The sequence below is a fragment of the Flavobacterium pisciphilum genome, from assembly GCF_020905345.1.
In the GTDB taxonomy this organism is placed as follows: Bacteria; Bacteroidota; Bacteroidia; order Flavobacteriales; family Flavobacteriaceae; genus Flavobacterium; species Flavobacterium pisciphilum.
In genome coordinates this window covers 4,763,996-4,790,695 of record NZ_JAJJMO010000001.1, presented here as the reverse complement: position 1 = coordinate 4,790,695, position 26,700 = coordinate 4,763,996, and the positions used below count along the sequence as shown (strand labels likewise).

Annotated in this window: 24 protein-coding genes; 8 read left to right on the top strand and 16 right to left on the bottom strand. The window is 30.5% G+C overall.

The genetic code is table 11. From position 1 onward, the window contains the following. Window positions 1-5: 5 nt before the first annotated feature. From ccoN to LNQ49_RS20385, 3 genes are all read right to left on the bottom strand, one after another. Window positions 6-2,192 (bottom strand): cytochrome-c oxidase, cbb3-type subunit I, encoded by a 2,187-nt coding sequence (ccoN, locus tag LNQ49_RS20395; RefSeq protein WP_229990854.1) that lies wholly within the window; start codon window positions 2,190-2,192, stop codon window positions 6-8. Window positions 2,193-2,195: 3 nt separating this feature from the next. Continuing rightward, a complete protein-coding gene (gene ccoS / locus LNQ49_RS20390) occupies window positions 2,196-2,408 on the bottom strand; it encodes a cbb3-type cytochrome oxidase assembly protein CcoS (RefSeq protein WP_229990853.1) in 213 nt (70 codons plus the stop codon). Window positions 2,409-2,528: 120 nt separating this feature from the next. Further along, entirely contained in the window at window positions 2,529-4,910 is a 2,382-nt protein-coding gene (locus LNQ49_RS20385) for a heavy metal translocating P-type ATPase (RefSeq protein WP_229990852.1), read from the bottom strand. A gap of 204 nt (window positions 4,911-5,114) precedes the next feature. Between LNQ49_RS20385 and LNQ49_RS20380 the strand changes: the two genes are divergently transcribed. After that, window positions 5,115-5,795 (top strand): Crp/Fnr family transcriptional regulator, encoded by a 681-nt coding sequence (locus LNQ49_RS20380; RefSeq protein WP_229990851.1) that lies wholly within the window; start codon window positions 5,115-5,117, stop codon window positions 5,793-5,795. On the opposite strand, the gene mazG is transcribed toward LNQ49_RS20380, so the two are convergent. The 3 genes from mazG to def form a co-directional block, all read right to left on the bottom strand. Continuing rightward, on the bottom strand, window positions 5,796-6,566 hold the full coding sequence (mazG, locus tag LNQ49_RS20375) for a nucleoside triphosphate pyrophosphohydrolase (RefSeq protein ID WP_229990850.1): 771 nt from the start codon (window positions 6,564-6,566) through the stop codon (window positions 5,796-5,798). A 100-nt stretch (window positions 6,567-6,666) separates the two neighbouring features. Further along, window positions 6,667-7,149, bottom strand: a complete 483-nt coding sequence (locus tag LNQ49_RS20370) for a DUF5606 family protein (protein WP_229990849.1) — start codon at window positions 7,147-7,149, stop codon at window positions 6,667-6,669. A gap of 63 nt (window positions 7,150-7,212) precedes the next feature. Continuing rightward, window positions 7,213-7,803: a peptide deformylase gene (gene def / locus LNQ49_RS20365; RefSeq protein WP_229990848.1), complete on the bottom strand. Its 591-nt coding sequence runs from the start codon at window positions 7,801-7,803 to the stop codon at window positions 7,213-7,215. Between the two features lie 197 nt (window positions 7,804-8,000). Between def and LNQ49_RS20360 the strand changes: the two genes are divergently transcribed. After that, window positions 8,001-10,229 (top strand): FUSC family protein, encoded by a 2,229-nt coding sequence (locus LNQ49_RS20360; protein ID WP_229990847.1) that lies wholly within the window; start codon window positions 8,001-8,003, stop codon window positions 10,227-10,229. Window positions 10,230-10,272: 43 nt separating this feature from the next. On the opposite strand, the gene LNQ49_RS20355 is transcribed toward LNQ49_RS20360, so the two are convergent. Beyond that, window positions 10,273-11,766 carry a malate:quinone oxidoreductase gene (locus tag LNQ49_RS20355; protein ID WP_229990846.1) on the bottom strand — a complete coding sequence of 498 codons (1,494 nt, stop codon included), beginning with the start codon at window positions 11,764-11,766 and terminating at the stop codon, window positions 10,273-10,275. Window positions 11,767-11,881: 115 nt separating this feature from the next. Next, window positions 11,882-12,298 (bottom strand): Holliday junction resolvase RuvX, encoded by a 417-nt coding sequence (gene ruvX, locus LNQ49_RS20350; protein WP_229990845.1) that lies wholly within the window; start codon window positions 12,296-12,298, stop codon window positions 11,882-11,884. A 536-nt stretch (window positions 12,299-12,834) separates the two neighbouring features. Between ruvX and LNQ49_RS20345 the strand changes: the two genes are divergently transcribed. Next, a complete protein-coding gene (locus tag LNQ49_RS20345) occupies window positions 12,835-14,703 on the top strand; it encodes an LTA synthase family protein (protein WP_229990844.1) in 1,869 nt (622 codons plus the stop codon). A 182-nt stretch (window positions 14,704-14,885) separates the two neighbouring features. Here LNQ49_RS20345 and LNQ49_RS20340 read toward each other — a convergent pair whose 3' ends face one another. Then, window positions 14,886-15,515 carry a PAS domain-containing protein gene (locus LNQ49_RS20340; RefSeq protein ID WP_229990843.1) on the bottom strand — a complete coding sequence of 210 codons (630 nt, stop codon included), beginning with the start codon at window positions 15,513-15,515 and terminating at the stop codon, window positions 14,886-14,888. A 282-nt stretch (window positions 15,516-15,797) separates the two neighbouring features. On the opposite strand from LNQ49_RS20340, the gene LNQ49_RS20335 reads away from it, so the two are divergent. Further along, window positions 15,798-16,613, top strand: coding sequence for a 2,3,4,5-tetrahydropyridine-2,6-dicarboxylate N-succinyltransferase (locus LNQ49_RS20335; RefSeq protein WP_229990842.1), 816 nt, complete (start codon window positions 15,798-15,800; stop codon window positions 16,611-16,613). A gap of 47 nt (window positions 16,614-16,660) precedes the next feature. Then, window positions 16,661-17,398, top strand: a complete 738-nt coding sequence (locus tag LNQ49_RS20330; protein WP_229990841.1) for a glycosyltransferase family 2 protein — start codon at window positions 16,661-16,663, stop codon at window positions 17,396-17,398. Here LNQ49_RS20330 and LNQ49_RS20325 read toward each other — a convergent pair. Continuing rightward, window positions 17,390-18,040, bottom strand: coding sequence for a polysaccharide deacetylase family protein (locus LNQ49_RS20325; RefSeq protein WP_229990840.1), 651 nt, complete (start codon window positions 18,038-18,040; stop codon window positions 17,390-17,392). The genes LNQ49_RS20330 and LNQ49_RS20325 overlap by 9 nt on opposite strands. Window positions 18,041-18,177: 137 nt before the next feature. On the opposite strand from LNQ49_RS20325, the gene LNQ49_RS20320 reads away from it, so the two are divergent. Both LNQ49_RS20320 and LNQ49_RS20315 read left to right on the top strand, forming a co-directional pair. Further along, window positions 18,178-18,951 (top strand): glycosyltransferase family 2 protein, encoded by a 774-nt coding sequence (locus LNQ49_RS20320; RefSeq protein WP_229990839.1) that lies wholly within the window; start codon window positions 18,178-18,180, stop codon window positions 18,949-18,951. A gap of 70 nt (window positions 18,952-19,021) precedes the next feature. After that, window positions 19,022-20,092: a glycosyltransferase family 9 protein gene (locus LNQ49_RS20315; RefSeq protein WP_229990838.1), complete on the top strand. Its 1,071-nt coding sequence runs from the start codon at window positions 19,022-19,024 to the stop codon at window positions 20,090-20,092. 19 nt (window positions 20,093-20,111) lie between these two features. On the opposite strand, the gene LNQ49_RS20310 is transcribed toward LNQ49_RS20315, so the two are convergent. The 3 genes from LNQ49_RS20310 to LNQ49_RS20300 form a co-directional block, all read right to left on the bottom strand. Further along, the gene (locus LNQ49_RS20310) at window positions 20,112-20,861 is read right to left on the bottom strand and encodes a glycosyltransferase family 2 protein (RefSeq protein WP_229990837.1); all 750 of its coding nucleotides are present in this window, start codon (window positions 20,859-20,861) and stop codon (window positions 20,112-20,114) included. Window positions 20,862-21,043: 182 nt separating this feature from the next. Then, complete coding sequence (locus LNQ49_RS20305; protein WP_229990836.1) at window positions 21,044-21,808, bottom strand: lipopolysaccharide kinase InaA family protein; 765 nt, start codon at window positions 21,806-21,808, stop codon at window positions 21,044-21,046. 246 nt (window positions 21,809-22,054) lie between these two features. Next, window positions 22,055-22,918 (bottom strand): hypothetical protein, encoded by an 864-nt coding sequence (locus LNQ49_RS20300; protein WP_229990835.1) that lies wholly within the window; start codon window positions 22,916-22,918, stop codon window positions 22,055-22,057. A gap of 116 nt (window positions 22,919-23,034) precedes the next feature. On the opposite strand from LNQ49_RS20300, the gene LNQ49_RS20295 reads away from it, so the two are divergent. Continuing rightward, complete coding sequence (locus LNQ49_RS20295; protein ID WP_229990834.1) at window positions 23,035-24,048, top strand: glycosyltransferase family 2 protein; 1,014 nt, start codon at window positions 23,035-23,037, stop codon at window positions 24,046-24,048. A gap of 10 nt (window positions 24,049-24,058) precedes the next feature. On the opposite strand, the gene LNQ49_RS20290 is transcribed toward LNQ49_RS20295, so the two are convergent. From LNQ49_RS20290 to LNQ49_RS20280, 3 genes are read right to left on the bottom strand one after another with little or no spacing between them, the layout of a single operon-like run. Then, window positions 24,059-25,021 (bottom strand): glycosyltransferase, encoded by a 963-nt coding sequence (locus LNQ49_RS20290; RefSeq protein WP_229990833.1) that lies wholly within the window; start codon window positions 25,019-25,021, stop codon window positions 24,059-24,061. Window positions 25,022-25,054: 33 nt separating this feature from the next. Further along, window positions 25,055-25,690 carry an acetyltransferase gene (locus LNQ49_RS20285; protein WP_229990832.1) on the bottom strand — a complete coding sequence of 212 codons (636 nt, stop codon included), beginning with the start codon at window positions 25,688-25,690 and terminating at the stop codon, window positions 25,055-25,057. After that, the gene (locus tag LNQ49_RS20280) at window positions 25,690-26,700 is read right to left on the bottom strand and encodes a ketoacyl-ACP synthase III (RefSeq protein ID WP_229990831.1); all 1,011 of its coding nucleotides are present in this window, start codon (window positions 26,698-26,700) and stop codon (window positions 25,690-25,692) included. The genes LNQ49_RS20285 and LNQ49_RS20280 overlap by 1 nt, the downstream gene beginning before the upstream one ends.

Genomic DNA, 26,700 nt, shown 5'->3' with positions numbered 1-26,700 from the left:
TTTCTCTATTTTGAAGTCTCTTTTACTTTGATATCTGTTCCTAATCGTTGCATATAAGCAATAAGCGCTACAATTTCTCTTTCATTCATAGGAATGAATTTCTCTCCTTTTGCTTCTGCCTTTTTCTTGCTATCAGCATAACTCGCAACATAATCAGGATCGTTTTCTAAATTCTTTTCGATCTTAAGGGCTTGAGCTCTCAATAATTTTTGTGCATTGGCAATTTCATCAGGAGAATACGGAACTCCTAACTGAACCATTACTTCCATTTTCTTTTGTGTTAATGAAATATCCATCGGCTTATTATCAAATAACCATTTGTACCCTGGCATGATTGAACCTGCAGATATACTTTGTGGATTCCAGAAATGATTAAAATGCCAGTTATCATTGTACTTACCACCTACTCTTAACAAGTCTGGCCCTGTACGTTTAGATCCCCATAAGAATGGATGGTCATACACAAACTCTCCTGCTTTTGATTGTGGTCCATAACGTTCAACCTCACTTCTAAATGGTCGTACTGATTGTGAGTGACATCCAACACAACCTTCACGAATATATAAGTCACGACCTTCAAGTTCCAATGGTGAATATGGTTTTACACTTGTTATTGTAGGTATATTTGATTTTACCATAATCGTTGGAACAATTTGAATGATTCCACCAATTAAAATAGCAATTGTAGCCAAAATAGTTAACTGGATAGGTTTTCTTTCTAACCATGAATGGAATTTTTCTCCACGAACTCTACTACTGCTAATTTTCTCTAATGCTGGTGCTTCTGCCAATTCATCTTCAATTGGGCTACCAACACGTATAGTTTGAATTATATTATAAACTAATACAAACATTCCAACAAGGTAGAAAGTACCTCCAATAGCTCTCATCCAATACAATGGCATAATCGCTGTTACTGTTTCTAGGAAGTTTCCGTAAGTTAAAGTACCATCTGGGTTAAATTGTTTCCACATCGAAGCTTGTTGAAAACCAGCAACGTACATTGGTAATGTATATAATAGAATCCCTAAAGTACCAATCCAGAAATGGAAGTTTGCTAATTTTTTAGAGAATAAAGTACTTTTTGTCATTCTTGGTATCAACCAATAAATCATACCAAAAGTCATAAAACCATTCCATGCTAATGCACCTACGTGTACGTGAGCAATAATCCAGTCTGTATAATGCGCAATAGCGTTTACATTTTTAAAAGAAAGCATTGGCCCTTCAAAAGTTGCCATACCGTAACCAGTAATAGCTACAACGAAGAATTTTAAAACTGGCTCTTCACGAACTTTATCCCATGCACCTCTTAGTGTTAAAAGCCCGTTAATCATACCTCCCCAAGATGGAGCAAGTAACATAACTGAAAAAGCTACTCCTAAATTCTGTGCCCAGTTAGGCAATGCTGAATACAATAAATGGTGAGGCCCAGCCCAGATGTATATAAATATTAATGACCAGAAATGTATAATCGATAGACGATAAGAATATACTGGACGATTAGCAACTTTAGGTACAAAATAGTACATCATTCCTAAAAATGGAGTTGTTAAGAAGAAAGCAACTGCATTATGACCATACCACCATTGTACTAAAGCATCCTGAACTCCTGCGTAAACAGAATAACTTTTCATTGCTGAAACTGGTATTTCTATATTATTAAAAATATGCAGTACCGCAACAGTAACAAATGTGGCCAAATAAAACCAAATAGCAACATACAAATGACGTTCTCTACGGCGTAAAATTGTACCAATCATGTTAATACCCATTACTACCCAAATTAATGCGATAGCGATATCAATTGGCCATTCTAATTCGGCATATTCTTTAGACGAAGTATACCCTAAAGGTAATGTGATAGCTGCTGCAGCAATTATTAATTGCCATCCCCAGAAATGTACATTACTTAAAAAATCACTGAACATTCTTGCTTTTAAAAGTCGCTGTAAAGAATAATACATTCCTGCAAAGAATGCATTCCCTACAAAGGCAAAAATAACTGCGTTGGTGTGTAAAGGTCTTAGTCGCCCGTAGCTCAACCATGAGATCCCGTCAGTAATATTAGGAAAGAGGTACATAAAAGCCAATGTAAGGCCGACCAGCATTCCTACTACACCAAAAAGAATGGTAGCATAGATGAATTTCTTTACAATTTTGTTGTCATAATAAAATTGTTGCATTTCCATAATCTAGATTTGTTTTTCTTTGGTTATTTTTATTTTATTGTTGGGAGTTTTTATTTTTTCGTTGGGAGTTTTTTTGATTTCGTCATCAAAAAGCATTCTAACTGAAGGGGTATAATCATCGTCGTATTGACCTGTTTTTACTGCAACTACAAAGGCTATAAAAAACCCAATCGCAATAATAATACTAACAGAGATTAATAAGTAAATTACACTCATATTCTTAAAAATTTAAGTTATACAAAATTACTTTTAAGCATCCTTTTAAAATATGACATTTATCATGCTCCTGCGGTATATGTTAAATTTATGAAAAAATAACATTTGAATTATTTATAATCATTTTAAACTGCTTCTGCTGAAATAGTTAGAGGCTAATGTTACAAAACTTACTATCGTAATAGTACTCAGAGGCATTATGATAGCTGCAACCAGAGGAAGTAGATTTCCAGTAATAGCAAAAGACAATCCTACAACATTATAAAGCAATGATAAAACAAAACTCATTTTAATAATCTTAATAGAATTTTTAGACAATTTTAAGAAATAGCTCAGGTGCTTAAATTCTGTTGCATCCAAAATAGCATCACAAGCAGGCGAAAAGACATTGACATTCTCAGAAATAGAGACCCCGACATTACTTTGTGCCAGTGCTCCTGCATCATTTAGCCCATCACCTACCATCATTACATTATGTCCATGATCTTGTAACTCTTTTATGAATGCAAGCTTTTGCTCTGGTTTTTGATTAAAAACAAGTTCTGTTCCTTCTGGCAAAAGTTTTTCTAAAGTTTCACGTTCTCCATCATTATCACCTGAAAGAACTTTGATTTTATAATTCAAGCTCAACTCTTTAAACAAAGCCGCTAAGCCTTCTCTATACTGATTATTAAATATATATTTACCATAATAAACCCCATCTATTTTAATATGAAGTGACGTTTGTTGAATTGAATTCTCTTCTTTATCAGCAACAAATGAAAATGACCCTATCTGAAATTGATGATCTTCGATTACTGCCAAAATTCCTTTTCCAGTTATTTCTTTAAAATCATCTAATTTTATTCGGTTAGATTCTGGTAAAGAATCATATAACATGCGGCTTAAAGGGTGATTTGATGCTCGAAGTACATTTTTTAACATAACAAGGTTTGCTTCAGAAAGTGATTTTCCTTCGTATGCAATATTCGATTTTTTATTAGTCGTAATCGTCCCTGTTTTATCAAAAACCAAAGTATCAACTTTAGCAAGCTGCTCAATAACCAAAGCGTTTTTTAAATAGAATTTCTGCTTACCTAAAATTCTTAAAATATTACCAAATGTAAACGGTGCGGTCAATGCTAAAGCACACGGACAAGCTACAATAAGCACAGCAGTAAAGACATTAAACGCTGTATTAGCATCTATAAATATCCAATAACCAAAGCCTGCAAAGGCAATTAATAATAGAATTGGTGTAAAATAACGACTAATTGCATCAGTTATAGTTTTATGTTTTTGCTGAACGTCTTTCTGGAAAATATCATTCCCCCACAACTGCGTTAAGTAACTATTAGAAACACTATGAAGCACCTCCATTTCTATCACTTTACCAATTTGCTTCCCTCCTGCAAAAACTTTATCTCCCGATTTTTTTGTGATAGGAACAGCCTCTCCTGTTACAAAACTATAATCAATTTCGGCTTGGTCACTTATCAAAATTCCATCAACAGGTATCAACTCCTGATTTCTAATCAATAGTCGATCTCCTTTATCTATATCATAAATAGGAATACTTTCTTCGGGTGTATTTGGGTTTATTCGAGTTACCGCAATTGGAAAATAAGATTTAAAGTCTCTTTCGAAACTTAAAAAACTATACGTTTTGATTTGAAACATTTTCCCTAACAGCATAAAGAAAATCAACCCTGTCAAACTGTCAAAAAAACCAGGACCGTAATCCATGACAATATCAAAAGTGCTTCGTATAAACATTACAACAATCCCTAAAGCAATGGGAATATCAATATTTAGCATTTTGCTTTTTATACTTTTATAAGCCGAAACATAGTAACCACTTGCTGAGTATAAAAAACTTGGCATGGCCAGAATTAATATCAGCCAACGAAAAAAGGGCTTATAATTATCTAACCAAAATTCTTTTACTTCAAAATATTCGGGAAAAGAAAGCAACATAATGTTTCCGAAACAAAAGAAAGCGACTCCTAATTTATACGTTAGACTTCTGTCGACGTTATTTTTCCCAGCCTCATAATTCTCTAAGCTGATATAAGGCTCATACCCTATTGAGCTTAATGTATAAGCAATTTCTTTAAGCGTAATCTCTTCGGAATTGTAGTTAATTCTAACTTTCTTTTCTGGAAAATTAACCTGAGAAGAACTAATTCCAGGTTTAAGACGATTTAAGTTTTCTAAAATCCAAATACAAGAACTGCAATGAATATGTGGGATATTTAACGAAACTATTGCTGTAGTATCTTCTTGAAATTCTAATAATTTAAGCTGAATACTTTCATTATCTAAGAAATCATATTTACCTTGAATATCTTGTGGTGTTGCCCCGGGAGAATTCTCAAAATCATAATAACAAGTTAGGTCATTTAGACTAAAAATCTCATAAACTGTTTTACATCCACTGCAACAAAATTCTTTTTCATCAAAAACAATTACTTCATTTTTTGGTATAATTAAACCACAATGAAAACAATTTTGGACACTCATAATTTACCATTTTTAAGCTTTTACAAAGGTCACGAACGGTATAATCAAAAAACATGACATTTATCATAGCTCTTAAAATACATTTTTAAATTTAATAAAATAAATTGGGAATAAACCTATAGAAATTGTATTTCTGCTATTATTACAAAATTTTAAGAGTATAAAATCATAATAATACTTAATTTTGTAAACAAATAACTTGCTATGAATAAATGTGACCAATGTATCGTAAGACAACTTACCTCGTTAAAAGCTTTAAACAAAGATGAAGTTATTAAACTAGCAAATAGTAAAACTACTTATACTATTAAAAAAGGGGATCCTATCTTTGAAGAAGGCGAAATTACTAATGGTGTTTTCTGTGTAAAAGATGGTGTTGGTAAACTTTCTAAACTAAGCGCCAACGGTAAAGATCAAATTGTAAAACTTGTAAAATCTGGAGAGCTTCTAGGTCAGCGATCTATGATTAGCAATGAACCTGCCAATTTAAGCGCAAAAGCTTTAGATGATATGGAGGTATGTTTTATTCCTAAAACCGAGATTATTAATTTCTTTAATCAAAACAATCAGTTTTCTATGAATGTCATGAAAACAATTTGTGATGATTTAAAAGAATCTGATAATCATACTGTTTCCTTAGCTCAAAAAACGGTTAAATCACGTTTGGCTGAAACCTTATTATATTTACATGATACTTTTGGTGAAAACAATGACAAAACACTTCAAATACAACTTTCTAGAGATGAATTAGCAAGTATGATTGGTACTGCTACTGAAAGTTGCATCCGATTATTATCTGATTTTAAAAAACTAGATGTAATTGACTTAATTGGTAAAAAAATTGTTTTGAAAAATTTTAATGCCTTAAAGAAAATGGCTGAATAATTATAGCTTTTTTGCTTCGTTCCAAAAAACGTCCATTTCCGCCAAAGTCATATCCATTAAAGGTTTCCCTAATTCTCCTGCTTTACTCTCAAGGTATTGAAAGCGTTTTATGAATTTTTTATTGGTACGTTCCAACGCGTCTTCGGCATTTACATTTAGAAACCTCGCATAGTTAATCATCGAGAACAAAACATCTCCAAATTCGGCTTCAATTTTATCTTGATCTCCAGCTTTTACCTCAACCTGTAGTTCCTGTAATTCTTCTTGTACCTTATCCCAAACCTGATGTGGCTCTTCCCAATCAAAACCTACTCCTTTTACCTTATCTTGAATTCTACTTGCTTTAACCAATGCTGGTAAACTTCTAGGAACTCCCTCTAAAACAGACTTTTTCCCTTCTTTTAATTTCAGTTTTTCCCAGTTTTGCTTTACTTCTTCTTCATCTTTTACAACTGTATCACTATAAATATGAGGATGGCGATGAATTAGTTTTTCACAAATTTCATTACACACATCCGCCATATCAAAATCATTTGTTTCACTACCAATTTTGGCATAAAAAACAATATGTAACAACAAATCTCCTAACTCTTTCTTTACTTCGTTAAGATCATTATCTAAGATAGCATCTCCCAATTCGTATGTTTCTTCAATCGTAAGATGACGCAAGCTTTGAATAGTTTGCTTCATGTCCCAAGGGCATTTTTCACGCAAATCATCCATTATATTTAATAATCTTTCGAAGGCTTGTAATTGTAAATCTTTATTCATTGTGAAATCTTTTTGAAATTGGATAAGTAGTTTTGTAAAAGTAAAAAATCCTGTCAAGAAATCATCTCAACAGGATTAAATATCATTCCTTAAAATGAAACTATTTTTTTTCAGCAGCTGCTTTAGCTTTTTTTGCTGGTGCTTTTTTTACTTCTTCCAAAACCGGAGTTTCTTCTTTAGACTCTGCTGGTGCAGGCGCTAAATCTGTAACCAATCCTTTTGCTTGAAGCATATTGTACCAGTTCAATACTTTTTTAATATCAGAAGGATAAACTCTTTCTTCATCATATTGAGGTAAAACTTCTTTAAAATAAGCTGTTAAAGTTGCATTATCTTCTTTATGAGAAATTGCTGGTCCTTTATCTTCTTTTATTGCAATTAATTGCATTACTTCTGATAAAGGTTTTTCTCCTTCGTATGTATAAATTGAAATTTCTGACAATAAACTTACATTACTCTTTAAGCTAACAGTGATTTTTTTTCCATCAATTAATGATTCAGCTACAAATCCTGTACGCGTTTGTACTTTTAATGCGTATAAACCTGGTTTCCCAGAAATAGCTAATATTTTTTCTAAATTCATGTTTATTATAATTAGTATTAAGAATTCGGTTATTTTATTTTATTATCAAATGACTATCAAAAACTATCTCCCTTTTTTAGCAGCAGCAAATTTCATTCTGTATTCTTGAAACGTTTTGCCTTCGGTAATATTTTTTAATTTCTTTTGAATTAAACGTTTTTTTAATGATGAGATTTTATCTGTAAACAAAATTCCTTCAATATGATCATACTCATGCTGAATTACTCTTGCAATTAAACCATCAAATACTTCAGTTTTCACAACAAAATCTTCTTCACAATATTCAATTGTAATTCTTTCATGTCTGTAAACATCCTCACGAACATCTGGAATACTCAAGCAACCTTCATTAAAACTCCACTCTTCGCCATCTTCTTTTAAAATTTTGGCATTGATAAAAGTCTTTTTAAATCCTTTTAATTCTTTTTGTTCATCTGCTGGTAAGTCCTCATCATCACTAAAAGGAGTTGTGTCAATTACAAATAAACGCAAGGCCAAACCAACTTGTGGCGCAGCAAGACCTACTCCATAAGCATTGTACATTGTTTCGTACATGTTCGCTATTGTTTCTTTCAAGTTTGGGTACTCTGGCGTAACTGCCTCTCCAACTTTTCTTAAAACAGGATCACCATATCCTATAATTGGTAAAATCATTCTTGTTGTATTATGTATTAACGACTATTAATTCAAAATTTCATTATTCTGAATTAGGTTGGCAAAAATAGTAAAAAATAGTCAATGAATAATTCTATAAACCAGATTATATGCTTTTTGATTTCTATTTAAATCAAAGCTACTATTATTGCTAAATAATTCGCACAATTCTTATCTTTGCTAGTAAACCTATTACTATGTTCGATCGCATCGTTAAATTCACAGACAGTACTTCTTTCATCAACGCTTCAAAAGTTACACTTGCATCTGTTGTTCCTGTCTTGTTTTTTAACTTTTTAGGTTATTTTGAAATTGGCTTTACAATTGCCCTTGGTGCTTTTTATACTTATCCAAGTGATATCCCTAGTAATCTTAAACATAAAATAAAAGGAATTGTAGTAACTGCCTTAATTGTTTCAGGTGTAAACTTATTGGTTAATTTAGTTTATCCTTTTCCTTGGCTATTTTATCCATTTTTAGGGATAATACTTTTTCTATCCTCTATGATTTCTGTGTATGGACAAAGAGCAACCATGGCATCTTTCTCCGCCTTACTTTCTATTTCCCTATCATTTGCCCACTTACACGAAGGTTGGGAAGCTGTATTACACTCTAGTTATATTTTTATCGGAGGATTATTCTATTTAATAGTTTCCCTTATTTTCCATTATGTAAAACCACATCGCTATATCGAATTACAAATTGCTGATGGAATTCGATTAACAGCAAAATACTTAAAACTTAGAGGTGATTTATGGAATCCTGATGCAGATAGAAAAAAGATAATCGAGAAACAATTGCATCTTCAGGTGGAGTTAAACCAAATTCATGAGAATTTGCGACAAGTACTTATTGGTAATAGAGCAACTTCTGGCGACTCAAGTCAAAACCGAAAGATGCTTATTGTTTTTATAACTTTAGTCGAAATTCAGGAGTTGGCACTATCTACATCATTTGACCATGATAAATTGCACAAAAAATTTAGCGATCATCCTGAAACGCTACGTTCTTATCAAAATCTAGCCTACAAACTCGCTTCTACATTAAAGAAACTATCTAAAAGTGTTCATAAAGCATCTAAATATATATCTATTAACGATTTAAAAAAGGAGATAAATGGATTACAATCTGCAATTGATGCCTATAAAAATAGTTTAGAAAAAACTGAAGCTTCAGAAGGAGTCTGGATGCTTACCAATATGCTGAAATACGCTCAAAAGCAGGTCGAAAAAATTAAAATTGTAGAAATGGCATTTTCATTAGCCATCAATTCTTATGATTTTAAAGAGAAGGATAAGGAACTTGAAAAATTTCTTACCCCTCAATATTACCCGATACGCACATTAATTGAAAATTTTAGTTTTTCATCTACATTTTTCAGGCATTCACTGCGTCTTACAATAACCATTATGTTAGGTTTCATAATCGGCAAAATGCTACCTTTCCAAAATGTATATTGGATTTTATTGACTATTGTAGTAATTATGCGCCCTGGTTACGGCCTAACCAAAGAACGCTCTTATAATCGTGTTTTTGGTACTGTTCTAGGTGGATTAATTGCTTTTGGAATTGTATCATTAGTACACAATCATATTGCAATAAGCATATTTGCCATTTTCTGTATGCTCATTGGTATTTCTTTTACACAAAGCAACTATAAAGTAAGCACCACATTTGTTACGATGTATGTAGTATTTGTTTACGGAATTTTAACACCTAACATACTTGAAGTAATTCAGTTTAGAATATTAGATTCTCTTGTTGGAGCTACATTAGCCTTTTTAGCAAATTATTATTTATGGCCTGCTTGGGAATTTTTGAATGCAGCATCATTTTTAGAGAAATCAATTGAAGCCAACAGAAATTATCTACGAGAAATTGCCGAATACTATAATAAGAAAGGAGCATTACCTACATCTTATCGTTTAGCTAGAAAAAATGCCTTTATTGAAATTGGAAATCTAATGACCTCTTTTCAGAGAATGGTACAAGAACCTAAGTCAAAACAAAAACAGCTTCCGCAAATAAACAAGCTTGCTGTACTAAACCATTCTTTGCTTTCGTCCTCAGCCTCCTTAGGTACCTACATTCAATCTCACAAGACGACCTCTGCATCCGAATCTTTTAATTTTGTAATTGATATCGTTATTTCTAATTTAAATTACTCAATTGCTATTTTAAGACATGAAAAAACAACCATATACAAGAATAGAGACATTAATAAAGAAAAGTTGACTTTCCATTTTGAAGAATTAAAAAGGAAAAACTTCAGCCGATTAGAAAATGATAATGAACTTGATGAAAGTGCAAGAGAATCTAAAATGCAGGAAGCACAGTTAGTAATCGAGCAATTAATATGGATGACTAATCTTTCTGATAAAATAGTAACGATTACAAAAGAGTTTATAGCAAAAAATCCAGATTAAAATTAATCTGGATTTTTTATTTATATGCGATATAACAGTACTACTAATTATCTAACTTTAAAGTAGCAGCTGTATTTTTTCTTATTTCTGCTAATAGCTCTGGTTTATCGTTTAAGGTTTGACCATAAGAAGGAATCATTGCTTTAAATTTCTCATTCCATTCTGGTGTTTTCACTTTATCTTTAAAACACTTATTAACCAATCCTACCATAATCGAAACTGCAGTTGAAGCTCCTGGTGAAGCCCCTAATAAAACAGCTAATGTCCCGTCTTTAGTATTAATTACCTCAGTTCCAAACTCAAGAATCCCACCTTCTTTTTCATCTTTTTTAATAACTTGAACACGCTGACCTGCTCGTTCTAATTTCCAATCTTTCGATTTTGCATTAGGTAAGTATTCACGTAAAGCATTCATTCTGTCCTTAGGCGATTGTCTCACTTGCTCAATTAAATATTTAGTAAGTGGTATATTATGATAACCTGCTGCCAACATCGGCATTATGTTGTCTGTTTTTATTGACATGGGTAAATCCATGTAGGATCCGTTCTTTAAAAATCGAGTAGAAAAACCTGCAAATGGTCCAAAAAGCAACGCTCTTTCTCCGTCTATCATTCGGGTATCGATATGAGGAACCGACATAGGCGGTGCACCAACACTTGCTTTTCCATAAACTTTAGCTTGATGCTGAAGAATAACTTCTGGATTGGTACATTTTAACCACTGTCCGCTCACAGGAAAACCTCCAAATCCTTTACCCTCAGCAACATTTGCTTTCTCTAACAAAGGCAAAGAACCTCCACCAGCGCCAATAAATACAAATTTAGTATATACTTTTCTGGTTTGACCTGTTGCTAAATCTGTGATTTTAATTCTCCATGATTTATCTTCACGCTGTTTTAACTTTTTAACTTCGTGATTAAAATGAATTGTCACACCATCTAATTTCCCTAGATAATTAAACATACTTCTTGTTAATTCTCCAAAATTCACATCTGTTCCTATTGCCATAGAAGTTGCAGCAAATTTATCCGAAGCATCTCTTCCCTCCATTACCAAGGGCATCCATTCCTTTAATTGAGCAAAATCAGTACTAAAAACCATTTCTTTGAAGATTGGATTTTTCTGTAATGCTTCAAATCTTTTTTTAAGATAATCCACATTTTTTTCTCCCCAAACAAAACTCATATGAGGAACACTTTTTATAAAATTATCAGGAGATGTAATTTTGTTTTGCTGTACTAAGTAAGACCAAAACTGACGAGAAACTTCAAAGGATTCAGCAATACTGATTGCTTTTTTAGGATCAATACTTCCATTTTTTTCTGGAGTATAATTTAATTCACAAAAGGCTGAATGTCCTGTTCCCGCATTATTCCAAGCATCAGAGCTTTCGGCTGCAGCAACATCTAATCTTTCGTAAATTTCAATTTTTAAATCTGGCTGTAATTCTTTTAAGATTAACCCAAGAGTTGCACTCATAATTCCAGCACCAATAAGTACTACTTCGGTATTTGAACGTATGGTTTTGTCGGACATAGCAAGAAAATTTTAAAGTGCAAAGGTACTTCATAAAATTGCAAAAAAAAACTATAAATTTCATCTGAAAAGTTATAGTTTTCTAAAACGTTTTCGAGGCAAAACTACTAAAATCTTAAAACATTTTTCGAGACAAATAGTCCTGAAGCATTATTGTTGCTGAGATTTCATCAATCAAACCCTTATTCTGACGTTGTTTTTTACTTAGACCACTATCAATCATTGTTTGAAATGCCATTTTAGAAGTAAATCTTTCATCTACGCGAACCACTTTCATATCTGGAAAAATATTAGAAAAATGAGTTACAAAACCTTTTATAATGGAAGCACTTTCAGATGGTTCTCCATTCATCTGTTTTGGCTCCCCTATTAAAACCGCTTCCACCTTCTCTTTAGCAAAATAATCCTTCAAAAAATCAATTGTTGTATGTGATGGAATTGTTATTAACCCTGAAGCAATAATTTGTAATTCATCAGTAACAGCTATCCCTGTTCTTTTTTGTCCGTAATCTATAGCGAGAATTCTTGGCATCTTATTAAAATTATATGACAAAGATACATAAAGTAAAAACCTCCTGCCGTAAAAAAAAATCCGTTCTAGAATTTAAAACGGATTAATTAAATTTTTTCTCCAAAAAAAATTAAAACAATATTTAAAAATTTATACTGGGAGCTTACTGATCATCTCTATTTATACTAATTCATAGATTTAAACAATCTTAAATGGAATACTGCTCTTAAAAATTCTTATATATAATTTCACTTCAAAAGTACTCTTCATTACCTTCTTAATTCATGATAATTATCATCGAACAAAAGAAAGAATTAACTTGTTTTAAATAAATATTCTAAACATGTTAATTTAAAAAAATAAAAACATAACTATTTAATAACAAATAGATTACATCTAAAATATTGTTTTACAACATAAAAAACCAAATCCTGTTCTTACAAAATTAGATGAATAAGTAATTATAATTTAAAAAAAAATAGTTCTTTTGTCCAAAATTTCATTCTTTACTATAAACTTAAAGCAAAAGCAAATACCTAAAAATTACTAAACTCCAAATGAATAACTATAAAAATAGCATTGTTTTATTCCTAAAAAGATTCTTTTTAATTGTTGTAATCTACCAACTTTCTCGAGTTCTTTTTTATCTAATGAATTTAAACTTATTTGAAACCTTTACATTGCACACCTTTTTTGGAGGAGTTCTTTTTGATTTTGCTGCTATAGCCTATATAAATATTATTTTCTTGATTGCCCACTTAATTCCAGGGAATTTTAAATACAAACCCAGATACCAAAGCATTTTAAAGATTACTTTTTATTCTGCAAACCTTCTATTCATTGCTACAAATTTCATAGACATTATCTACTATCGTTTTACTGGCAGGAGAAGTACTTTTGGAATGATTACAGCCAAAGGAATGGAACAAGAAGCTTTAGGATTGATCCCCTCTTTTCTAAAAGAATTTTGGTACATCTTTGCTTTATTCCTTATTGTAAGCATTTTACTTTGGAAGTTGATTCCTAATTTAAGAACACACCTAATACACGAAAAATCGACTAGAAAAGATTATTACAAACAAATTGCTTATTTTGTTCTTTCCTTAGTTATAATTTTACTTATGGGTCGTGGAGGTTTCCGAAAAAAACCTATTAAGATTGTAGATGCTGCTGAATATGGGGCATTAAACAACTCTGGATTGGTTTTAAACACTCCTTTTTGCATCCTTAAATCTGCTTTCAAGAAAGAAGACATAGATAAAATTAGTTATTACAATGACAAAGAATTAATTTCGATTTACAATCCTGTTATTTCCTTAAAACCTAGTGAACCAGCTATTAAAAAGAATGTTGTAATTTTAATTCTAGAAAGCTTTGGGAATGAAAACATAGGACGTGGACAAACTCCTTTCCTAGATTCTCTTATCACAAAATCATACTATTTCAAAAATGGATTTGCAAACGGAAAAGTTTCAATTGATGCTGTTCCATCAATACTTTCAAGTATTCCAAGCTTAATGAATAATTCCTTTATATCATCAAGCTATTCTTTGAATAAAATAAATGGTCTTCCAAAAATTTTAAAAAAAGAAGGTTATAATACATCTTTTTTTCATGGCGCTTTTAATGGTAGCCAAAACTTTGATCAATATGCTGAAGTAGCAGGATTTGATCAATACTTTGGTAAAGATCAATATACCGGTAAAGATGCATTTGATGGCAAATGGGGAGTTTTTGACGAAGAATTTCTACAATTTTACGCTTCGAAATTAACTTCTTTTAAACAACCATTCTTTAGTTCATTATTTACTATCTCCTCACATAATCCATATACCATACCAGAAAGATACAAAGGAAAATTCCCTAAAGGAACCACTGATATTCAAGAAAGTATCGCGTATACAGATTTTGCCTTGCGAAAATTTTTTAATACTGCTAAAAAAGAAGGTTGGTACAAAAACACCTTATTTGTGATTTCATCTGATCATACTTCATCTGGAGGAGATAAAGATATTGACAAGACAAATATTGGAAAATTCAATATTCCAATATTATTTTTTGACCCATCAAATCCTGAATTAACTGGTGTCAGCGATAAAAACTTTCAACAAATTGATATCATGCCTAGTATTTTAGATTACCTGAATGTAAAAACTGATATGGTTAGTTTTGGTAAAAGTTATAAATCTAAAGAAAACTTTGTAGTTTATTATCTTCAAGGAACTTATCATTATATCAAAGATGACTATTATCTTGCTTTTGCAAATAATCAAACTATTGGATTATATAAATGGAAAGAGGATATTCTATTAAAAAATAATTTAATGCAACAAGACAAATCTAAAGTCAAAGAATCTGAAAAATTCTTAAAAGCATACATACAGTCTTTTAATGAAAGAGTTATTAATAATAAACTAGCCATTTAACTAGTCTTAAAACAAATAAAAAGAAAGTTCTATCATAGAATACAGATAAAAAAAGGAGGTTTAAAACCTCCTTTTTTTATGCTTTCTTTTGAATCACTCATCTCTATAAAAAAGGGTTTGACTTTAATCAAAAGTCAAACCCTATTATTTTTAACCTCGCTCTTTTAGAGCTTATATATCTTTTATCTACCAAAAAAACGACTAAAAAACCCTCTTTCCTCTTCTTCCTCCACAAGCGGGGTTTCAGATTGGTGAGGTGTAAATTGTGCTTTTTCATGCTCATATATCAACTCTTTAATATACTCTACATAGGATCTTTTTTTCTCTTCTAAAAAACCAATCAGATATTTTTCACTAAACTCCATTCCGCTAGCCGATTCTATCTGTAATAATTTTTTATATAAAGGTTCAATATGCATTGCAATTACTTCTTGCGGCACAGAGCGTCTTCTTCCAAAATAATTTACAATCGCTCCATTTGCATCCCTCGCAATTTCAAAATCAGTAACTACCCAGTAAAATCTTCCTGATTTAGCTAGATTTTTTACAACAGCATGAAAATTATTTCCTTCTTTAAGATTTTCCCATAATACTTTAAATATTACTCGTGGCATATCTGGATGTCTTATTATACTATGTGGCTGTCCCATTAACTCATAGTCTTCATATCCACAAACATCTACAAAAGTCTCATTTGCATATTCAATAATCCCAAACGGATTTGTTTTACTCATGATCACTTGGGTTTTATCCCAAGAAACTTCTTTATCAATTGGTGTAGGTCTTTTAAACAACTGGTTTTCTTGATTCATAGTTAAAATACTAATTAAATTTTGGGTTCTAACAAATTAAAATACTGTATGCTCTTATTAAATTGTCCTACAAAACTACTTTTATAAGTAATAGCAAAAATTGATATTTATCAGGAAATAAGATGTAAAATATTTTATAGAAAGAGAACTTATTTGAAATAAAAAGACTATAATTTTGCACAACAAAATAAATTCTTGTTTTTTGATTAAAATTGTTACTATAAAGCAATGAGGGTTGTTTTAAAAAAAAATCGAATTATATTTGCCAAAAATCTTACTATTATGAATTCATTACAAACTATTATAGAACAAGCTTGGGAGAACAGAGCTTTACTACAAGAAACAACTACAACTGATGCTATCAGAGAAGTTATTGAACTTTTGGATGCTGGAAAATTACGTGTTGCTGAACCAGCTGGAGATGCTTGGCAAGTAAACGAATGGGTAAAAAAAGCAGTTGTTATGTACTTCCCTATTCAGAAAATGGAAACTTTAGAGTCTGGTATTTTCGAATATCACGATAAAATGTTATTAAAAAGAGGATATGCTGAAAAAGGTATTCGTGTAGTACCTAATGCAGTAGCGCGTTATGGAGCTTACATCTCTAGCGGTGTAATCTTAATGCCTAGCTATGTAAACATTGGGGCATATGTTGATGAAGGAACAATGGTAGATACATGGGCAACTGTAGGAAGCTGTGCTCAAATTGGTAAAAATGTACACTTAAGTGGTGGTGTAGGTATTGGTGGAGTATTAGAGCCTTTACAAGCAGCCCCAGTAATCATTGAAGATGGAGCATTCATAGGTTCTCGTTGCATCGTTGTAGAAGGTGTGCATGTTGGAAAAGAAGCAGTTTTAGGAGCAAATGTATGTTTAACTGCATCAACAAAGATAATTGATGTAACTGGTAATACTCCTGTAGAAATGAAAGGATATGTTCCTGCTCGTTCTGTAGTTATTCCAGGAAGCTATACCAAAAAATTTGCTGCTGGAGAATTTCAAGTTCCATGTGCTTTAATCATTGGTACTCGTAAACCATCTACAGACTTAAAAACTTCATTAAACAATGCACTTCGGGAGTACGATGTTGCAGTATAATAATATATTATTAAACTCACTTATAAGTAAGTATGTTAATTAAAGAAATGAAAAAACTATCCGTTATCATACTTACTTATAATGAAGAGTTTTATATTGCTGATGCAATAAAATCTGTTTCATTTGCTGATGAGATCATTGTTTTAGACTCTCATAGTACTGATGCTACACAAGAAATTGCCTCTAAATTAGGGGTTAAGCTCATTTTTAGAAATTTTGACAATTACTGTTGTCAAAGAAATCATGCTATAAGCTTTGCAACTGGAGATTGGATACTATTTTTAGATGCTGATGAAAGAGTTACCGAAAAACTTCAAGCAGAAATACTAAAAAGTATTGAATCGAACGAGTTTGACACTTATAAAATTTGGTTCCCACATTTTTTCATGGGTCGTTTTTTATTTCATTATACAGACAAAGTTGTTCGTTTAATGAAAAACAAAAACTTAGCTTTTGAAAATGAAGTTCATGAAAAATTAATACTAAAATCAAAACCTGGTGTATTAAAAAACTACATGATACACTACACTTACAAAGGATTATCTCATTTCATAAGTAAAAAAGACAAATATGCTTGGTTTCAAGCAAAAATGTCTGCTGATAAAGGAAAAAAAGTAACCCTGTTTTTACTTTTCTTTAAACCCTTCTATCGTTTTTTTCACACTTATATTGTAAAAAGAGTATATCTTGATGGAGTTCCTGGTCTTGCTGCTGCAGCAATCGATGCATATGGAGTATTCTCTAGATATGCAAAAATGATGCTAATCGAAAAAGATTTAGAATAACTTTAATTTGCCAAATTTTATTTTTAACCTAAATGTCATTAAACTATCTTGACCTTTAATATCTATTCGCTTAATCTCATAGTTATCTTTAAAAGGAAAACGGTTTGGACGATTACCGATCTTTAAACCAAATTTTATTTTATTCTTAGCAATTACCTGCTTAAAACTTTCTTTCCTACTACCCTTCTTAGGGTAATTACCGTATGGATAAGCTAAAGCAGGATATATTCTTAAATTATTAGCCTTTATTATCTCCTCACACTTCATGAAATCATTTTCTATCTCTGAGTCAGACAATAAACTATATTTTTTATGCTCATAAGAATGATACCCTAGTTCTATTCGATCACTATTCAAATCTTTTAGTTGTTCAATTGTCATTATTTTATTCCCCAGAACCTCTGAGCTAGTATTCCATAAATCAGTTTTCCCTATATAAGAGAAAGGAATAAAAAAACTAGCCTTTAAATTAAATTTCTCTAATAAAGGCACTGCATAAATCATTTGATTTTCTGTAACATCATCAAAAGTAAGAACAATACTCCTTTTGGGAATAGAATTCATTTTCGCTAGTTCTTCAAAATGATATGTTTCATAATTGTTATCTTTCAAATACTGAAATTGCTGTTCTAATTTTTCCACTGAAATAGTCAAATTATTACTTTCATTTTCAGATTCACAAATGTTATGATACATTAAAATAGGGAGTCGAGACATTTTGTTTAATTTTACACAAAGTTATAAATCTAAAATTATTAATATTGCACAAAAATGATTTTATGTCCCAAAATGTAGTAGTTCCAAAAATTAGTGTTTTGGCATTTTGTTTTAACGAGGAAAATAATATAAAGAAACTCATTGAGAATGTTTCGTTTGCTAATGAAATTATCCTTATAGATGACAAAAGTACAGATCAAACAGTGACTATTGCAAAAGAGCTTGGTGCAACTGTTATTGAACAAACTACTACAGACAAAACTCAACAGCAAAATTTAGCAATCAATCAAGCTAAAAACGATTGGATACTATTATTGAACACGAATGAATATCTTTCTCCTGAGCTTAAAGATGAAATTTTAATTAAAACCTCTAATCCTCAAGGCAATAAGCTATACCACATCAAACAAACTTTATTTTTCTTTAAAAAGAAAATAAAACACGGAGAGTTTAACAACAAAAAAAGAATTTTTATTTTTGATAAAAAAAGACATTCTTTTTCTGACGATGTAAAAAAAGAAGCGGATTTGACATTTTTAAAAAAGTCATCCACATTAAAAAACAGAATAGACTCTTACGCATATAAAAGTTTTGACGAATACAATCATCAATTAAGTTTATTAAGTAAAAAGGAAGCTTTAGAATTATACGCTAAAAATGTAAAACCAAATTTTTATCATTTCTTAATGAAACCTTTTTTTAGCTTCATAAACCAGTACTTTATTAAACTAGGCTTCCTAGATGGTAAAGAAGGCTATATCCTTGCTTACATAAACTCATTTGCGGTTCTAAAACGCTATTTAACACTTTGGCTAGCACACAATAAAATGGAATAGAATTTTATTCTTAAAATTGAATACTCCAAAATAAATATAATATAGTTTTTTATTAAACTTATCTCAAATAATGAAAATATTAATCATACAACAAAAAAGAATTGGTGACGTACTAATTAGTACAATTCTTTGTAACAATCTTAAAAAAAAATATCCCAACTCGACTATAGACTTCATGTGCTATTCTAATTGTACAGATGTTCTAATAGGAAATCCAAATATCGATTCGGTAATAGTATTAGAAAACAAAATAAGAAAGTCCTACCTGTCGTTATTTAATTTCATTTTTAAAATAAGAGCTAATAAGTATGATGTATTAATTGATGTTTATGGCAAATTAGAAACTAATTTAATAACCATTTTTTCTGGCGCTGATTATAAAATATCGTACTACAAATGGTACTCCTCTTTATTTTACAATCATAATATAAAGCGATTTGACAATACTGTCGAAACAAATCATGGATTAGCTATAGACAATAGACTTTCATTATTGAAACCTTTAAATTTAGATACTGATTCAATAGACCCTTTTCCGAAATTATATGTAAGTAAAGACGAAAACAATGAAGCAATTGCTCTTCTAGATAAACATGAAGTAAGGAAAGATCGAAAAATTGTAATGATAAGTCTTTTGGGAAGCGAAAAATCAAAAACTTATCCTCTGGAATATATGGCAAAAGTAGTAGACTATGTTGCTGAGAATAAAGACGTGACTATTCTTTTTAATTATTTCCCAAATCAAATTGAAGATGCTCAAAAAATATTCAATTTATGCTCAAAAAGTGCCCAAGAAAAAATCCATTTTGATTTATTAGGCAACAACTTAAGATCATTTATAGGTATAATGAATCAGTGTGACGTAATCATAGGTAATGATGGTGGGGCAATTAATATGGCTAAAGCATTAAACAAACCTTCTTTTATAATCTTTTCACCATATGTAAAGAAAAATGATTGGGCAACCTTCGAAGATGGACTGCGAAATATTTCAGTGCATTTGAATGATTTTAAACCTGAGTTAATTAATGAAAATTTACCCCACAAGGAAATTAAAAATAATTTTGCTCAACTTTACCAACAATTCACTCCTGAATTATTCAAAGATCAGATTGATTTTTTCATGAAACAAAATCTCTAAAAGGCAGTATAGGTAGGATTTATTTATTTTGCTTTTGAAGCTTTAAAAGTTTTGCATATTTCATATAAGAAAAGAAACTCTGAATCATCGCAATTGACAACCCATCTATTCCGTGAAAAACTCCTTTCTTAAAAAAATAACAACGGACAAAAGCAACAGTACCATTAAGAAATGGCTTGAAAAATTTTATTCTTACCCCTTGATCAAAAAGCTGTTGCGCATGCCAAGTAGAGTATTGATTCTTTTTTGAGATAATTTGTTCTAGAGATTCCCACCCATAATGCAGTATGTGTACTGGTACTTTTTTCTCTCTTTGGGTAACTATACTTTGGTGTACAATTGAATTTGAAGGGTGTGCTGTCTTTCTATTAAAAAACCGAACTTTATAATCTGGATACCATCCTGAAAAATTTATAAGCTTATCTGCCAAAAAATTTTTCACTCTAAAACTAAAAGCATCATAATTACCTTCTAAATATTTTTCTTTTAAAATAAAATCTTCTGCATCCTTATCTAAAAACTCATCGGCATCAAGATTAAGAACCCAATCATTCTTGCAATAAGGCAAACCATGTGTACGTTGGGGGCCATCTCCCAAAAAAGATTGCTCAATAACAATGGCTCCTTTTTCTTTCGCTATTTCAACTGTTTTATCTTTACTAAAAGAATCTACAACAATAACTTCATCGCAAATTTTTAATAAAGCATCAATACATTTTCCAATATTTTTTTCTTCATTGAAAGTAATAATCAAGCCACTAATCTTCATTTTTAAATTTAATATATGAAACACAAAAATATAACTTTTTTAATAGTTAAGCGGCGATCTTCTGTTACAATTATATACTTCTAGAATTAGTTTGTATGTTAATTTTATAAATGAGATATTTTTAAGCGTTCGTAAAAGACATTTTTAGAATCAATATTTATATTGTTTTTACACAACATAAGTTACTTCTTCCAAAATTTAAGTTTCTTTTTCAATCGTTTTTTTCTATAAAATTGCTCTTGAAAATCTGAAGTGTATTTCCATAAAGTGTCAAATATTTTTTGTTCTGATTCTCCATACAATTTAGCATACTCATTACTCATTACAGCAACCATCCCTTTAACAGGAGTTAAACGGCATAGATTTTTCATTCGCATTTCAAAAGTCATAGAATCATGAAATTCCATTCTATTTAAATCAACTAAGAAGAAATCATAATCTCCCTTAGTATTCTTTTTAATTAATGTATTTCCTGGAGAATGATCTAAGAATTCAATTCCTCTTTCATGCAAACCAAAACTAAATCTCGTAAATTGTCTCAATATATTTTCGTGATCAGGGTATTCTGGAACCTCTACAAGTTCTCTAAAAGTAAGTTCTGTAATTAAATGCTCACTAACGTAATAACTATCTCTTAACCCTAGCCAATTATAATTTTCTAAAAAAGCAATTGGCTGTGGAGTTCCAATCCCTTTTTCTAATAAAATAGTAGCATATTCAAAAGAACGCCTTGCTTTCGATTTTCGAAAATATTTATACGCAACTTTATTTATTAAATTCGGAATTTTAAAAGATTTAATATTAATCTTTTTCCCATCTAAATCGAATAATTTTATAACGTTACGTTGTCCATTCCCAAAAAGAGTACCTGAACTATTAAAAATCTTAATTTTATCTAGTATCGATCTAGTCTCGTTTGTGAAAATTGGGTTAATTTTAAAATTCATTAGAAGGTTTTTATTATTCACAAAAATACACATAGAAATTAACTCTTCAAATTAATATCCTATTTTCATTTAGAAAATAAATTAAAAGAGATTTAATTGAATATATAAAAATGAAACAATGATAGAACTAACGATTACGCTACAGATGTGTATCTTTTTAAATCATTATGGATCATAAAAAAAGCAGCCAGTTCCAAACAAAACTTACTGCCCCTTTATTAATGCTATTAAAATTTATAGATGAAGTTATTTAAATAAATGTTTAAACCATTGTCCAAAGTTTTTCTTCCGTATAAACTTAGATGTTGGCACTATACTAGCAAGATCTAGATTCTCTTTTATCTCTTCAAATGTAGTACCTTGAACATATGCAAGTTTTTTCCATTTTTCTGGCTCTAAATAGAAAAAATCTGACATACTCTTGTAGTTATTTTCATTTACGCTTTCCCACTTTTCTATAAGCTCTTTTTTGTTAATCTCGAAATCATGCCCCCAATTACTAAATTTCATTTCCAATTCTTCTTTTGAACGAGAAATACATTCATGGAGAACTAATCCTTGGTAATAGATTACCCTCTTACGTGTTCGTCTTCCAATTTGATAGCTTGGATAATTTGTTGCCACTATAACCTTTGTAGTTTTTTCAACATATAACATACCATTATCAAGCCTCTTATAAAGATTTACTAGATAAGGAGATATCTGAACTTGATTTTTCTTAGGATTATCCAGAAAATGGTTTTTAGACTTCAAAAAGGCTACAAATTCTTTAAACTCTAAAAAATATTCATCACAATCCAATTGAATTAACCAATTGCCAATACCCATTTTTTCTGATAATATTTTACGCTCTCGAACTTCACATTCCATACTGTTTAGTTCTGGGCAATAAAAATTTTCTTCAATAATTTGAATTTTTGAATCTACATCCACTTCCTTAATCCATTGAAAAAAATCATCTTCTATAATAAAGGATTCCCCTTTCCATGTTTTTCTTTCTTTATCAATTGCTAAAAAAATTGTATCCGCCTCTTTATACACCTGAAGGAGAGCTGTTTGAAGATATCTATAATCATAAGAAACCAAAAAGCCAACTTGAATTTTTTTCATTTATTTGCATTTATTGGGGCAAATGTACTAATATTAATTAAATTTAATTTTTAGAGGTTATCAACAATTAAAAAGTAATATTATATATTTGTCGCTTCCTGTTAAGTACAAATACCATGCAAACTCCTGAGATCTCTGTTATAATGCCCATCTACAATGCAGGGTCTTTTTTAAAAGAAAGCATAGAAAGCATTCTAAATCAAACACATACAGATTTCGAACTATTACTTTTAAATGATAAATCTACCGATAATAGCTTAGAAATAATCTTAGAATATAAGCAAAAAGATTCTCGAGTTGTTGTTATTGATAAACAATCTAATGTTGGTCCTGCTAATATTAGAAATGAAGGAATTTTAATAGCTAAAGGAAAGTTCATTGCTTTAATGGATGCCGACGATATTGCTTTGCCAAATCGTTTTGAGAAACAGATAGCTATTTTCAAGAAATATCCCGAAATTGGAGTCTGCGGAAGTTGGTTTACTTTTTTTGGAGCAAAAAAAAATACTGTTACACATAGCGAAAAACATGATGATATAAAAATTTCTTTTTTACATAGCTGTAGTATTGGAAATCCAACTGTTATGTTAAGAAAAGATGCCTTGTCTGGTTTAAATTTTGATAATTCATTTACAATTTCAGAAGATTATGATTTATGGACTCGATTAATAACCAAAACTAATTTTTATAACATCCAAGAATCATTACTTCAATATAGATGGCATTCTAATAATATTAGTAAAACTAGAATAATAAATGAAGCTGAAGCTATACGAAGAATAAAAATCAATCAGCTCATAGAATTTGAAATAGAATCCACAAACCCAAAAATAGACTCTTATTTAAATGCAATTTCTATAAGAAGAGGACTCTTACCTTCTGAGATTATCGAAGTAATAAAAGCCTCAAAGTTTTTAATTTCACAAAACGAAAAACTAAAAAAATTCAATCACCTATCACTTAACAAACACATAAACAGAACCTTAATACGCACAATTCGAAACGCTAGTAAATATGACATCTCTTATTATAACTATTTAAAGAAAGAGGAAAGTGAACTCTTTCAAAAAATAAATAAACTAGACAGGATTGTTTTATTCATTAAATCTATAATTGGCTGGAAGAAATAATAGTTATTTTCTAAATTTTCGATTTAATATAACGCCAAAGAAATTTTATTTTAGCAAAAAAACTAGCCTGCGCTAAAAATTCTTTAATTGCTTTTTTAGGTTCAGTTTTGTCCTGATTTTTATCTTTAAGTAATTTTAAAGCTTCTAATGCAGAATATTTTAATAATGACTTCTTAACTTTTTTAATATTATTTGTCCTTGCTTCAGGAATAAACTCATATATTTCTTTTACATTAAGATAAGATGAGTATCGTTGAAAAAAAGGAGTTCTTAAAGAATATACCCCCCCAGGGTGCCATCTATAAACTGCACTCTGAAAATTTAAATAAGCGCCTTTACCATTACATAATGCTAATGAAAAAAGTGTATTATCCTTACCATAAGCAAATTTCTTATAATCCAAAGGATCCACAGCCGATTTCTTGAACATACAAGTCAACGTATAGGTACAATAAGGTACAAAAAGATTATTAAAATCAATTGTATAAACTGGCGGCAAAGTGGTGTTAAAATTATTAGGAACTAATTCATCTCCTTTTTTAGTATAGAAATCTGTCCATGTAATTGCGTAATCATCATTGTTCTCAAGAAAATCAACTTGTTTTTGCAATTTTGATGTATCCATCCAATAATCATCTCCTTCACACAAAGCTATGTATTTTCCTTGTGCCATAGGGAAAGTAACATCACTCCAGAAATTTATCTTTTTAGAATATTGATTTTCTTTTTGGAAAATAGGTTTAATTATTAATGGATATTGATCAACAAATTCCTTAATAACTGATACTGTTTTATCTGTAGAAGCATCATCATGAATAATTATTTCAAAAGGAAAATTTGTTTCTTGATTTAAAAAACCTTCTAGAGTTTCACGAATAAATTTTTCATGATTAAAGGCATCACATAAGATACTTACCAAAGGTTGCTCTTGGTTACCTTTCCAATTTAAAATAATACTATTTTGATCTTTCATTCTATTTTTATTTCAATGAATAACAATTCCTTTTTAAAATTCTAGCCTTTTTGCAGGAACTCCAAAAACAGTTGTATTCTCTTTAACATTTTTAATCACCAAACTTGAAGCTCCAATTGTAGCTCCTTTACGAACAATAACATTGGGTAATACTGTTGCGCGAGTATTTAAACAAACTTCTTCTTCCAGTATTACAAAACCTCCAGTAAAACTATATGCATTTAAATGCGACCACTTACCAATCTTGGTGTCATGCCCTAACCCTACATAACCTTGTATGGTAACAAAATCTTCAATTACACAATCATTACTAATATTTGAGTTCATAAAAGCAATTAAACCACTCCCAATAATTGCATTTGTATTTAAGATTGTCGAGGGATGAATTAAATTAATAAATTTAGCTCCTTTGGCCAACATTAGCTCTACATAATATTTCTTCCATTTTACACTTCCTAATGCACAAACAAAAACATCATCCTCTTGAATTTCATACCCTTCCACAGATGAAATAATTTCAGGATAATTTTCAAAATCAACTAACGCATCCGATTTATCATCCAAAAAACCTTTTATAATATATTCTGTATTATATCCAGAACATTGTTTTGACAAATCATACACCTCTCGTCCAAAACCTCTTGCTCCTATTATTATTAGATCCTTCATTATTCTACTATTAAATTACAAGCAGCCCAAGAATATCCCACACCAAATCCTGCTAGTATTAAATTTTTACAATTACCAACTTTTCCTTGTTTTTGAGCTTCATATAAAGCGATTGGAATTGTTGATGAAACTGTATTACCACAATCTTCCATTGCAATAAAAAATTTATCTTCTGGAATTTTTATTTTTTTTCTCAAATAATTAAGCATGTACTTATTAGCTTGATGAAAAATAAATAAATCAATATTGTCTTTGGTTAAATTAGACTTTTCAAGAATGGCCTCGGTAAGTTTAGGGACAAACTCTCCTGTAAAGTTGAAAATTTCAGCTCCGTTCATAAATAAATTCTTATCATTTCGAACGTTTCCAAATTCATCCGTAACATCTTCGCTTTCTTTCAAAACAGGAAAACGCATTCCTCCTTGCTTAACAATTAGATTCTCTGCTCCTTTCCCATCCGTACCAAAAATAAAATTCCCAATAGAACAGAATCCTTCCTCACTACTTATTAATGTAGCCGCAGCTGCATCTCCAAAAATAGTTTTATTGCTTTTGTCTTTTGGATGAATAAATTTTGAGTATGTTTCTGAAGTAACCAACAATACATTCTTAGCCATTCCGCCAGCAATTAATCCTTTTGCCAAGCTCAGTCCATAAACAAACCCTGAGCACCCTAAATTAAAATCTAATGCCCCTATGGTAGTATTCAAACCTAATCTTTCTTGAATAATACATGCTGTAGTTGGTAAAAAATAATCAGGGCTCTGAGTACAAAACAATAAAAAATCAATAGTTGACTTATCTATATTGTGTTCTACAAACAATTTCTCGGCAGCTTTAATAGCCATATCCGACGAAAATTCATCATCAGCACTTATACGTCTGGAATTAATTCCTGTCTTTGAACTGATTTTTTCAATATCCCATTCAGGAAACTCCCGATTAATTAAATCATTCGATAAAATAGCTTCAGGTAAATAATATGAAATGGCTTTTATATTCGCTTTCAT